At 37.2% G+C, this 12,457-nt stretch carries 14 protein-coding genes and 1 pseudogene; 3 read left to right on the forward strand and 12 right to left on the reverse strand.

Annotated elements, in window-relative coordinates; translation table 11 throughout:
* Window positions 1-60: 60 nt before the first annotated feature.
* The gene (locus Q763_RS17140) at window positions 61-1,107 is read left to right on the forward strand and encodes a tyrosine-type recombinase/integrase (RefSeq protein ID WP_035136293.1); all 1,047 of its coding nucleotides are present in this window, start codon (window positions 61-63) and stop codon (window positions 1,105-1,107) included.
* Window positions 1,108-1,257: 150 nt separating this feature from the next.
* Here Q763_RS17140 and Q763_RS17145 read toward each other — a convergent pair whose 3' ends face one another.
* The 10 genes from Q763_RS17145 to Q763_RS17190 form a co-directional block, all read right to left on the reverse strand.
* Window positions 1,258-1,650 (reverse strand): hypothetical protein, encoded by a 393-nt coding sequence (locus tag Q763_RS17145; RefSeq protein WP_035136294.1) that lies wholly within the window; start codon window positions 1,648-1,650, stop codon window positions 1,258-1,260.
* A gap of 11 nt (window positions 1,651-1,661) precedes the next feature.
* A complete protein-coding gene (locus Q763_RS17150) occupies window positions 1,662-2,702 on the reverse strand; it encodes an RHS repeat-associated core domain-containing protein (RefSeq protein ID WP_035136296.1) in 1,041 nt (346 codons plus the stop codon).
* Window positions 2,703-2,843: 141 nt separating this feature from the next.
* Window positions 2,844-3,734, reverse strand: a complete 891-nt coding sequence (locus tag Q763_RS17155; protein ID WP_035136297.1) for a tyrosine-type recombinase/integrase — start codon at window positions 3,732-3,734, stop codon at window positions 2,844-2,846.
* Window positions 3,727-4,641, reverse strand: a complete 915-nt coding sequence (locus tag Q763_RS17160; RefSeq protein WP_035136298.1) for a tyrosine-type recombinase/integrase — start codon at window positions 4,639-4,641, stop codon at window positions 3,727-3,729. Before Q763_RS17160 ends, Q763_RS17155 begins: the two co-directional genes overlap by 8 nt.
* Window positions 4,642-4,729: 88 nt before the next feature.
* The gene (locus Q763_RS17165; protein ID WP_157499526.1) at window positions 4,730-5,104 is read right to left on the reverse strand and encodes a type IA DNA topoisomerase; all 375 of its coding nucleotides are present in this window, start codon (window positions 5,102-5,104) and stop codon (window positions 4,730-4,732) included.
* A 74-nt stretch (window positions 5,105-5,178) separates the two neighbouring features.
* Window positions 5,179-5,655, reverse strand: a complete 477-nt coding sequence (locus Q763_RS17170) for a hypothetical protein (RefSeq protein ID WP_035136300.1) — start codon at window positions 5,653-5,655, stop codon at window positions 5,179-5,181.
* 58 nt (window positions 5,656-5,713) lie between these two features.
* On the reverse strand, window positions 5,714-6,343 hold the full coding sequence (locus Q763_RS17175) for a hypothetical protein (RefSeq protein ID WP_035136301.1): 630 nt from the start codon (window positions 6,341-6,343) through the stop codon (window positions 5,714-5,716).
* A gap of 345 nt (window positions 6,344-6,688) precedes the next feature.
* Window positions 6,689-7,198 carry a tyrosine-type recombinase/integrase gene (locus Q763_RS17180; RefSeq protein WP_232297540.1) on the reverse strand — a complete coding sequence of 170 codons (510 nt, stop codon included), beginning with the start codon at window positions 7,196-7,198 and terminating at the stop codon, window positions 6,689-6,691.
* Window positions 7,199-7,508: 310 nt separating this feature from the next.
* Window positions 7,509-7,664, reverse strand: a complete 156-nt coding sequence (locus Q763_RS17875; protein ID WP_157499528.1) for a hypothetical protein — start codon at window positions 7,662-7,664, stop codon at window positions 7,509-7,511.
* 474 nt (window positions 7,665-8,138) lie between these two features.
* On the reverse strand, window positions 8,139-8,447 hold the full coding sequence (locus tag Q763_RS17190) for a lipocalin family protein (protein WP_157499530.1): 309 nt from the start codon (window positions 8,445-8,447) through the stop codon (window positions 8,139-8,141).
* Window positions 8,448-8,669: 222 nt separating this feature from the next.
* Here Q763_RS17190 and Q763_RS17195 point away from each other — a divergent pair, with 222 nt between their 5' ends.
* Window positions 8,670-8,933: a helix-turn-helix domain-containing protein gene (locus Q763_RS17195; protein ID WP_035136304.1), complete on the forward strand. Its 264-nt coding sequence runs from the start codon at window positions 8,670-8,672 to the stop codon at window positions 8,931-8,933.
* An 854-nt stretch (window positions 8,934-9,787) separates the two neighbouring features.
* On the forward strand, window positions 9,788-10,624 hold the full coding sequence (locus Q763_RS17200) for a hypothetical protein (protein ID WP_035136307.1): 837 nt from the start codon (window positions 9,788-9,790) through the stop codon (window positions 10,622-10,624).
* A 293-nt stretch (window positions 10,625-10,917) separates the two neighbouring features.
* On the opposite strand, the gene Q763_RS17205 is transcribed toward Q763_RS17200, so the two are convergent.
* Window positions 10,918-11,418, reverse strand: coding sequence for a hypothetical protein (locus Q763_RS17205; RefSeq protein WP_035136309.1), 501 nt, complete (start codon window positions 11,416-11,418; stop codon window positions 10,918-10,920).
* A pseudogene (locus tag Q763_RS18000) lies at window positions 11,418-12,457 on the reverse strand (hypothetical protein); the annotation flags it as partial. The pseudogene Q763_RS18000 and the gene Q763_RS17205, both read right to left, overlap by 1 nt.

Consider the following 12,457-nt stretch of genomic DNA (forward strand, 5'->3'; position numbering starts at 1 on the left):
ACCCCAAGCCTAGGCTTGGGGTTTGTTGGTTAAAATCGTAATTTTGAGAAAACAGTTATTATGAAAAAACTGACTCCTGTTATACCTTTATTCAAACAGTTTATAAAGGACACCGAAAATGGCAAAAGGCTTAAAAAGAATGGCGAACGCATAAAACCTCAATCCATACAAAACTATTACTATGTATTGCAAAACCTTATAAAGTTTAGTACACAAACAGGTTTTGAAGTGCGAATATGCGATGCAACAAAGCTTACCAAACGTGAACTGCAGTCAGAAAAAAATTACTGGAAAAAGTTTTACCTTAAGTTTACCGGCTTTTTATATGATAATGGCTGTTATGATAATTATGTGGGAACCAATATTAAAACCATAAGGGTATTTTTTAATTATTTAAAAAACGATAAGGATTTTAATACCGGTGATTTCCAAAGACTGTTTTATGTACGCAAGGAAGAGGTTGATATTTTTGTTCTATCGCCCGATCAGCTTAAGTTTTTAATACACGACAGGGAGTTTGAAAAAAGCCTTACGCCATCATTAAAACGTATAAAAGATATTTTTGTTTTTGGTTGTACAACGGGACTCCGTTTTTCGGATATTTTTTTACTGACTAATAAAAATATTGAAAACGTTGATGCCGACTGGTATTTAAAAGTAAAATCGCAAAAAACAAAAACCTTTAGCTATATTAAACTTCCTGCTTATGCAGTAGCTATTTATAACCAATACAAACCTCAAAATAATAAAGCATATATTTTTGGTAAAATAAGTCTTTTCAATTTTAACAAAAGTCTTAAAACTCTTGGAGAACATGCCGGATTTACAGCTCCCGTAGAGGTTTTACGCGAAAAGCAGGGGAAAACCAAAAAGATGATAAAAAATGGCGATGCATCGCAAAAACGTTTTTGTGATAAAATGAGCTCACACATGATGCGACGCACCGCCATAACTACCTTACTTATTTTAGGTATGCCAGAGCACCTGGTTCGTAAAATAAGCGGACATAGTGCCGCCAGTAACTCCTTTAACCGTTATGTACATTATGCACAATCGTACATGGACAAGGAGATTGAGAAGGTGCATAGTAAACTGGAGGTGTATTAAAAATTAAAGGCAACCAATACGGTTGCCTTTTTACATACTTAATTGTTTTACTGTTTGGGCGCGAGCAATTTGCTCGCGCCAGCGGTGAGATTTTTTTAAAAAATATTACCATTTTAATATTTACTTACCTAAAGAGAAATAAAATATGATTTATTGTCCTGAAAAATTTGTAATAATTCCTTCTTTGTAAATCAATAAATCGTTATTCTGTAAATTGGGTAACTCAGTTATATTAGTTATTGTGATCAATTCTTTATTAGTTATTGTATCATCAATAACACTTAAAACTAAATTTAATACTGAATCATTCATACAAATTAGATAAGCACAAAAATATGAGTTTACTACCAATGAATGAGACTCATTGTTGTATTTCGTTAAAAATGAATCTCTTATGTTTTCTACATTCTCTTCGGTGATTAGATTCGAATATATAATTTTTACAGATTCAATATCTTGAATTATAATTTTTGTTTTTATATTATCGAAAAGCTTGTTTACATGTTGCTTCTCAATAGATTTAAAGTAATTTTTATTTTTCATAATAAACTTTTCTATTCTTCTAATAGATCATATATATACTCTACTGCCGCTTCACCTGCAAAAGTTCCTATAGCTCCAAAAGTTAACGAAACAGCTCCTCCAATTATTATACCGCCTAAAGGTGAAGTAACAGTAGATGCCCAAAGCCCTACTTGTGCACTAATACCAGCTGTTATTTGCATAGCATACCAACCTGCAGCTAGTCCAGTAGTCACTTTAGCAGTTTCTTTTATCTTATCATCAGCAGTAGCGATTCGATATGCAGAAGTACCAACAGCAAAAACGCTTCCAAATTTAGAAAATTTATTTAACATGTTAACAGATGTTCTTGTTTGATAAAAACGAGTAACATTACCTGCTTTGTTAAGCAACGGTTTGTTTTCTAAAGGTTCTAATATTTCAAACATTTTTCCTTGTCCTGCAATTAGGTTGTTTCTAGTGTTTAATTTTAAATTATATCGAGTATCTAAGCCTAATTGATTAGTTGGGTTTCCTTTCCAAACATTATCATAAAGCGGTTCTAAAGCAGCAACATCACTAATATATTTTGAACGTATTATAGAATTATATAAATTGACTGGTCCTAAGTCTGAAACTGATTTAAAAATATCTTTAGTCGTAGCATTTTCCTTGGCTTCAATATTTGGTGTTGGCGCATATGATGAAAAATCGGTAACATGAACAAACAGATATATAGCTTCATCTGTTGATATGCTAAACGCCCATTCGTGAGTATCCTCTAATTGATATGATTCACTAGGAGACAAACCATTGTCAATTGCTTTCTGTCTCATTGCATCAGCCTCATCCTTAGTTCCATATAACCCCAGTTGATCAGTAAATTTAATAGGTGAATTATTAAATGTAGCATACCCCGATTGCCAAGCATAATTTAATGGGTCAATATTCCACCTTTTCCCTATTCTTGGATCATATTGCCAAAATTTGGCTGTATAACTATTCCCTTCGCCTTTAATCTCGTTATCCTTTTCCTGCCCCTGGAAGCCATACCTGTAATCTGTACCGTTGTAGAATCGGTTCGGCATCTGCATTCCGAAAGGCTAACACCTTATATACAATATCTGAACATTTTTTGTAAAAGAACGTATGGGTAATCCAATGGCTTACCTGCTAGCCAAAAATAAAAAAACCATCTGGTATTATCAGATGGTTCTCATTATATATTACAATATTTAATTCATTTGTTCCATAGGATGACTATAAGTGAGTTTTCGTTGCAGGCCGTCAATACTTTTGAAGTCGTATCGCTGCACGCTGGTCACATACCTGTAACCGCCCAGATACTGTGCCTGACGCAGACCATGCTCTTTAACCCAAATAACCATCCTTGATTGCTTTAATTGTTTGAAATCCCGCACATAGTGAAATTCCAGCTTTATACGTTTCATCATCCTAGCCAATGCCCCATTTAAATCAGGGGCTTCACCACAGCTAAAGAAAAGACGGTTGGAAGTGAGTTTATATTCCTGTAATAACCTGCGTCTTATATCATAGATGTATTGGGAGAGATGCATCATCTGTTTTGGGTGCAGGTTTATAAACCTCTCGTTGGTGGATTGTGTGGCAGGAATATATACCCTGCCTTGCTCCAAATCAAGGTCATCAAGTTCCAGTATAGCCAGTTCAGTACGTTGCAAACCTAAAAACACCATCATACCTAACATGCATCTGTCCCTTTTCTGTATCAGAGTATTGGCCTGTATTTCTCTGTATATAGCTTCAAGACTCTCCTCATCAATAATCCCTATAGGTGTTTTCTTGTCACTCTTAGCCAAATACACCAGTAGTGCTGGGTTCTGTTTCATCCCGATGCATTGATTAAAATGAGTAATGGCGGTCTTGTATCCTATTATCGTCCTGTGCTTATCTCCCTTAAGCCTCCTGTAGGCTAAAAAGTCATAGGTGTGGCTTAAGGACACTTTCTTTGGTTCTACTTCATTATCACTTAGCCAATCCAAATAATTTTTAATACTGCTCCTGTAACCTTTATGGGTATTGTAGAGATAACCCAAATCTTCGGTAATATAGGTTTCAAACTTATCCAACAACTTCTCCTTATCCATAATACTGCGTTTTTAAGTGTATGTAAATCATTGTAGAATCCAGACTCTTATGCCCGAGGAACTGGGCAACCTCCTCAATGGATAAGTGTCTGTGCAGATGGGTAGCTATAGAGTGGCGCAATAGATGGCAACTAAGACGTTTCTGTATACTGGACTGCTCTTTTAGTTTGTCCATTATCTTTGCCAGATTGCTGTTACCCATTCTCGTCCCTCTTTCGGTTATCAAAAAGCTGGTAAGCCCGTTATGGCTGTCCAGCATCATGTTCCTTACATTAAAAAGATAATCCTCAATGTTTGACTGAACCTTTGGACTCATGGGAATGTCCCTGCCGTGTTTGGTCTTTGACTTGTCTATGTGTATCCAGCCCTTACTCAGGTCTATTTCCTGTACCTCCAGCTCCAGCAGTTCTTTTCTCCTCATACCACAACCATATAACAGACTCAGTATGGCTTTGTTTCGTATACCCAGCATGGTAGCATCACAGCTGTTAAACAGCTCTTCTATCTCTTCCTCCAGCATTATTTCAATAGCTGCCTTATCTCCTTTGGCTATCTTTATGACAACCCCGCTCTGTCCCTGACCAACTGGCTCACCCTTATTGGTAAGTGTAAACTCTATAAAGCGCAGTATAGCCTCCCTGTGCTTTTTAAGGTAGGTGGCACTCATAATACCTTGTTTGGTTTGTAATGGTCGTTGCTTTAGGTAGTCAAAATAATTCGTCACAATCTTCTGGTCAATCTGGCTAAGCCTTGTTTTGTCGTTTTGTTCCAGATAATGCAGGAACTCGATAACCATATTGGGTTTGCTGTATACCTGTCCTTGCGATGCTCCCTGTGCCTGTAACCTACAACGGAACTGTTCCACAGCGTCCTTAAAAAGGGTATTGGTAAGTTGTATCTTCTTCATGTTTTATTTTATATAATGTCTGAGTTTCTCATTTTTCTTTGTCACCCCTTATCATTGCTGGGAATTTCATTATGAGAAACAATTGGTTTTATAATGAGTTAATTGCCTCTTTAAGGGCTTGGTATTGGTCAATGGCTGTAGCTGTATCCTCCCAATGGCATATCCTATAGGTAAAGCCTTCCCGCCTGTTGCCTCCAGTACGCTCAATCCTGCCATAATCATACAGGGTGTTGATGTGCCTTGCGAAAGTGGCTGGGCTTATCTTTAGCTTTGCCCGCATATCCTTAACCCGAAATTCTGCTTCCCCATAATGGGCAGGGTCACCCTTCTTTATTTTCTCTTTTATTGTCGCCAGCGTGCCGGCGACAATAAAAGGCAGTTCCTTTTCCTCAACAGCCCATAACGGCTTAAAAAGTTCCAGTACTGCCAGCATATGGTTGGGCTGTACCTCAATCTGGTACATCCCGCCTGATTTAACTGCACCCAACTGTTTCTGATGTAAAAGCGTTACCAGTTGGGTAAACCTGAGGAACTGGCTTATAAGCCTGTAATCCTTTTAAAAAGACCTGTGATGTCCAACTGTTCCAAATGCGGATTAATAACTTTAACCGTTTTCAGTTCCCTGAACAGGAACTGTAACAGCCGTATGGCCTTATCTTCCTTTGCTTGGTCAGTAAGACCTGCATGCTTGCGAATTTCCCTGTCGGTTATTGCCTCTGCAAGGGCATCGGGTTCCTGTAGGGGCAATGCAATTACATTGTCGGCTTTCAATATCCCTTGGCAGCCCTTGGCTGTGGCACTTATAAAGCTGAATGTGCCATTGATAGCCTTATGGCTTGCTCTGTAGGTTCCCTGTTGGGTATTCTCTGTAACCATCCTGCTTACCTTGCCTTGTACCAGCAGCTCTGTCAGGGCTGTATTTTTTCTGCCAAGGGTATCCACACTTTGAAGCATTAGTACTTTCTGATTCCAGTAGCCCTCTGATGGGGCATAGTAGAGTACATTATCAGACAAGGAGGTTTTATATCGGCTAACTTCATCAGGAAGTACTTTTGCAAACTGTTTTATAAGCTCATCGGTAAGGTTTGCCTTGCCCTGCAGGACACAATGGGGGTACTTGTGGGAGTTTGCTGCTTAGGGAGGCTATAAACAGCTGTACACCTGTCTTTGGACATAATACACCTGCTTCTTTCATGAGTTGCTCCAGCTCCTGTATAAGGTTTTGGCTTTCCAGCAGCTTTTTTACTGTCCTCTGCTCTTTTGCCTCTGGAGGTGTAATCCTTGGTTGCTCTTCCCTGTAGGTGAACCTGTCTTTCCTGTACTGTTCCAGTCTTTCGGTAAGGTCATAGACAAAGTCTGTCACGGCGGGTGATTCCATTTTCAGCTTTAGGGATGCCTGCCGTATAAAGTGTTGCAGGTTGCCCTCATTGTACAGGTCTACCGTATTGCGGTATACTTCCTGTGCGTTCATTTGGGGCTTACGGCTTATCTTACGGGTTATGATAAAACGGTTCAGTATGACGGTTCCGACTCCCCCGATAACCTCGGCTTCCAGATTGTTGTGCTGGTGTTTGATAAAATCGGTACTGGTCAAATCCAAGCCGTACCTGTTTAGGGTCGGCTCTTCGACCTGAACTGCGGTAAAAGGGTTAAAATGTATCGTTGGTATCCTGTTCTCAGATGATATTGTTTCTGCTGCCATAGACTGTATAATTATAAGTTTGACGAAGGGTTGGGACATATGTATCCCTGCTCGGGAAAGCCCGAGTTTAAAAAGTATAGGTTGTTTTTAAAGAGATAAGGTTATCGGCTACCCATGACCGTTAACCTTTGGTACATCCTGAGCCCTCATTGGGTTTTGAGGCAGGAACAAAACAAATCGCTTCTTAAGGATTTGTTCTCTGAGTTGATATAGTTACAAAAATACCGAATAAAGGCTTTGATGACAAGATATGCTGACCACTTTTTTTACAATTGTGATTATAAGTCACTAATTATCAAAGGTTTTTCATGGGGTATTTTTAAACGCTTGAAATAACAGCCCCTGCTATACGCTTAGATACAGGTTGCTTATTTCCTGCTGGCGGATACCTAGGTATATCTTTGTGGTGTTGATGTTAATGTGATTAAAGAGCTGGGATAAAAGCAGCAGGGCTTGTTCTGAATATTTGTTTACCTCCCACACCCTGCGCCCTAAGGTTTTTCTCATAAAATGGCTGCTATACTGGCCTTTAATGCCGTATTTGGCAAATACTTCCTTTAGCTTGGCATTCACGTACTGGATACTGAACGGCTTGTCGCCAAAACGGTTAACAAACATATAATCACTTTCCTTAGCCTGCATTGCGGTATAAAGGCGGGCAAGGATTTCCTGCAGTTTGGGATTGATGGTTATCCTGCGCTGCTTTCTGGTCTTTTTCTCTGTGATTATAAAGTAATCCTGACCCAGCAGCTGCCCCCATTGTAACTTCAACAGGTCAGAGATACGAAGCCCGATATAACTGCCAGTAGCAATTAATAGCGCAAATTTATTATCTCCGTCTCGCTCGAGCTTCAAAACCAGCGACTGCATTTTCTCCCATTCTAAAAAAATCCGATGTTGTCTTTTGTCCTTTCAGTGCTATTTTACTGTTGTTTAAGTTTCACTTTTATCTGTTTTGCGTGCTTAGTGAAAGTGGGTGTTTTTACGCTTTCCTTAAACCCCTGAAAACAGGGCTTTTAGCCTGTATATTTCACTAATTATGAAAATTGAAATAGATGTAAACTACTGATCTTCAGGGGAATAGTGTGTTTTTTACGAAAATCGGGCTAAAGGTTTTCTGGTCAGGTACAGCATAAAAAAAACGAGACCGATCCCGGTCTCGTTTTTAGCCTATAGTAAGCTGTTTCTTGTAACTTGTACTACCGCAGGTACAACTTGTAAAGCTACATTTCTGGCAGGTTACCTTACCACATTTGGAGCATTGTTTGGCACGGTCGCCTTTGCGGTTGTTTCCGCAAGAGCATGAACTGATTTTATCCATTGGTTTTTAGTATAAGGTTAGTTAATAAAATATACAATGGTAATTCCTATAAAGAGCAGCATGTGGAAACCTGCTATATAAGAATACGGCTTCTGTTCTTTCATCTTATCCCTGAAAGCGGATTCAATGTCAATATCTTTGATGGCATTGTACTTTCTCTCTTGTGTTGGTAGTATTAATTTCACAAATATGAAAAGGGAGGCTATACAGCCCAGCCAGACAAACAACCAAAAATCCGCTATAGGTGTATTGAATAGCTTATGGCATATAAGGCTGACTGCAAAGAGAAAGACAAGATAAAGAATGTGATTTATGTTCATAGTTATTGATTTGCTTGTTTAATACTTCCTGTGCGGTAAGAGGAATACTGTTTTCTTGCCGAAGCTAACGCTGCTGAACTATTTGGTGCAAATATCCTTACCTGTGTCTTATATCCCCCATCCTTGGGATACAAGTCTACTAACCACTCTTTCACTATTCAGCCCTTTTATAATACTTAATATAATCTGCCTCTGCTGTGGCATCCAGCACCAACTCATTTCCATCAACCGTAACGATATGATAATAAATATTTTGTGCACCGTAGTGTATTTCATTTCCTTCCACCCACCAAGAATAAGTGCCTGTGCCTCCAAAATAGCAGTCATCATCGCTATAGACAGTCTCAGTAACCTCTCCGTCATTAGTAAATTCAAGTACCTCCTTGCCACATCCGCTTATATCATAGAATAAAGGTTCTGTCCCCTGTCCGTATACGGCTTTGTAAATTTTCCACTTACCCAATAACTGTGTGGTGTCTGAGTTTTGCGCTAAGACTGGTGAATCGTCTGTTCCGCTGCAAGCTGTAAAAAATAAGGTTAGAGCCGCTAAGGTTGAATGTATTAATTGTTTTTTCATTGTTTGATTATTAAAGATTAAGATTACAAATATAGAAATTAAATTCTATTTTATAGTGTACTTTATTATAGAGTACCTCAAATCATACTCTATTATGAGATTTGAGGTATGGAAAAATCAACAAAGAAAGGACAATTGCCTGAGCTGGATTTAATTGCAGAAAGATTGAAGGCACTTAGAAAAGAGAAGGGTTATAAAAACTATGAGCATATCGCCTTTGATTTAGGCATGAGTAGAAGCGCCTATTGGAGATTAGAAACTGGCGCAAACTTTGAATTAAAAACATTGATAAATATTTGTAGGGTACTTGGTGTTAGTCTTGAGGATTTCTTTAAAGGAATCTCCTTACCAGAGCCAAAAAAAGAAGATTAAACCTTCTTAAAATTATACCCCTATAATTTTTTAAAAAAAAATTTTCAGAATATGAAAAGGACTCCGATTGGAGCTGTTATAGGGGGGCAGGGAGGGGGTATAAGAGGGAGGATACCCTGCCGCCTTTCTCTGATTTTCTAAAAAAATACCGCTACATGGGGGTAGCTTATACGAACCACTCTGTATTATGTGTTCAAGCAACACTATTTCAGGGTTTTTTGGGGTATCAGATATAAACTGTACGTGAGAATCAAGGCCAATATAGGCACCTTTTCAAGGCAGTATATGGATAGTTTTGAAACCTAATGGTACTTCAAAGAGCTTATCGTTTTGGATAAAAAAGACTCAAGACTATCCGTAGACTCTTTCTAAACCACCGCTGGGCTGTAGGCACACTACCTGTAGATAGCCTCATTATAAGAATTTATTCATAGATATTATAATAAGGCAGCTCACAAGCTGCCTACCACTATATAATTAGAATTTTTATTCATTTTTCATCTCTTCCAATACAGCGAAGCTGTTATACAACCTTAAATAAAGCTCCCTGTTAAATCATCTACAAAAAAGAAATCAATCCAACACCCTTCGGTATAAAGAGGCCTTAAAACGCTTTAAATAAATCCAACTATAGATTCTTTACCAAAACCAACGCGAGGCAGCCTGTAGATGGTTTTAAACTATTTTACACATCTACCAAAATAAATAACCAAAACCACTTGACTATATCATTTTTTTTGTTTACAATTTAAAAAAATCACAATCACATGGGGTTGCTACCGTCAGCTCCGTTACCCTACAAAAAACGGACATCATTATCCTACGGGATAAAAAGGAAAAACGGATAAAACACAATGAAATTCACTTCTTTACAGGATGCTTACAAAAACTACATCCAAAGCTTTCCAGAGTTTACTCATCTGGACTTAACAGCCAATGAAATCAAACTGATTGAGCTAATACTTTCCTATACAAGGAGGAGCCTGAACTTTTACATGAACTATAGCGACATAGCTGATTACTTGGTGGTCAAAAAGGGGAAAGCTAAGGCTAAGGTAGTGGAAAAGATAATCCGAGGGTTAGGCACCAAAGGCTATATTATCAAAGAGACTAAGCATAACTATAATGGCAAACAAGGCGGTTCATCAACTACCATAAGCGTAAACGAAACTTTCTTGGAAGAGCAGTTACACAGGGCTTTCAATCCTGAACGATTCACATCACAGCCAGACAATACAACCATAGCAATAGAAACAAGGACGACAACTGTCACTAACGAAACCACAGACCTAGGAGCTATCAAAACACAGCCATCTATAGAAAGTGTCCACACACCACCCGAAAGTACTACGAATGGGCTTTGGTGGCTTGATGAACCAGAAGATGAGATTAAGTACATAGACGCCTCTATGGCCAAGTTTATTGCTTATGACGGTATAAGTGTACAGGTTAAGAATGAGCCTGAAAATATAATATCAAAAGAGGAAAATACAACTACAGAAACAGCTTCAAAACCCCAGCTCTCAAAAGAAAAGATTAAAAACCACCTACGTAACTTACTAACCAAGGAAGAATACAGAGGTCACCACGGCATAATAAATATCATACTTAATGAGTATGATAAAACCAAGAATGATGAAGAGTATAATGACTGTTACAAATATATTCTTGAAATTTTAGGTTTGGGGTAAACAGTTAATTAAATAGAAAGAAGCTCCCGTTCCGGGAGCTTCTTTTGGACCATCGCACTTAAATAACTAGATATAGAAAGTGTATATTATTAAATTATGATTTCTATATCGTACTTTGATAAATCCATGATTAATTACCAGTATTAATTACTATTACAGGCATACTCTTAAAAAAGTTACAATGCCGAAGCTACATTTCTGACATATAGCCCTAAAAAATTTAGAATATTTAAAAATGTAAAAATCTTGAAATATACATGATTAAATCTATACCAATTAGAATTCTGCACTTTTTAGTCCAAATACTTCTTTTTGTCATTCATATTATCATCTCCTATAAAGCATTGTTCGTTAAATGGTGCAGGATATATAATTTTTGATAAATAATCTTTATCTATTTCTTCTCTTAAACTTTTCAAATCTTCAAATTTAATTTTTTTATAGTTTGATAAAAGAAACTCTGATACTACATCAAATAACATATTAGCAAAATCTAAATTAACATTTTTTGATTCGTGAAATTTGTCAATATAGGATACCATAATAGGAAATGCTTTAATATTCATATCTTTATAAACAGTACAGGGAAGACAAACTATATATTCTTCTTTTTTATCAATAAAAAAACTTACCTGTAATAAAGTAGAAAATTTACTGTTAACAATTATTTTCTTTTCAGTAAATAGTGCTTTAACAAAAAAATCTTCAATATACTCTTTTAACTTATAAGAAACTTTTGGTCTTAAGTCAAAATTAGCTTTGTGGTATAAAAGATCCATTTTAAAATTATGCATTATCTCAATTTTTTAAATTTAAAAAAGCCTTGTTGCTTTGCTCTCCATTTTCTAGCATGAGCTGTATTGCCATCTGGGACATATCCATTTTTCCTAAACCAATCCCAGATAGCTGTATTTTCGATCTGTTTTATATGAAGCTTTGTTACATTTTCATGTATTTCATAAGTTACTTTAACATTATCGGATAAAGATAATGCCGCTCTATGCTGAGCATAAATTCTAACTGGAGTTCCAGCCTTTATTACTTCCACTGAACCATTCGGTTTTGTAACATTAATATTTTTTTTAGTCACTCTATTGGCATCTGCAACACCAAATTTAAACTTTTCTCCATCAATATCAAATTCATATACTGCATAATTCCCTTTAGCACTATTGCTATTTCTATGTAGTTCATATAAAGCAACTGCGACAACCGTTCCAACCCCAGCTGAGGCTTCTTCAAGTTTGGTACTTTCTAGTTCTATTGCTTTGCTTGAAGCAAACTTCCATTTAAGATAACCTCTTATATAATCATATTCATTATATAAGATTTCAAACTGTCCTTGAAGTTCTTCATAGTCTGCATAGATTTTATCAACTTTATCTGCTGTTCCAGATAAAAGGTAATGACCTTCCATTACAATAGAGCCTAAGCCCTCACTAGCAAGTCCAAGTCCAATTGACCATGCACTGTGTTCAGCGAGTATATCTTCAACTTCAGCAATAAATTTTTCATATTCTTGAATCCTTTTGCCTATTTTTTCCATTTGACTAGATAAATTACCCATTCTATCTAACAAAGGTTTTATATGAGCAATTTTAGTTGTATCAGCACCATTTTTGTCCGCAAACCAAATAGGATTGTTTGCAAAAGCAGCATAGGGAGATTCATGAGTTTTTATAATTGGGTCAGGATTCCATCTTCTAGCTATTCTAGGGTCATACTCCCAAAATTGTGCGGTATAACTATTCCCTTCTCCCTTAACCTCATTATCTTTTTCCTGGCCCTGGAAGCCATACCTGTAATCGGTTCCGTTATAGAAACGGTTCGGCA

Source organism: Flavobacterium beibuense F44-8 (genome assembly GCF_000769915.1).
GTDB classification, from domain to species: Bacteria; Bacteroidota; Bacteroidia; order Flavobacteriales; family Flavobacteriaceae; genus Flavobacterium; species Flavobacterium beibuense.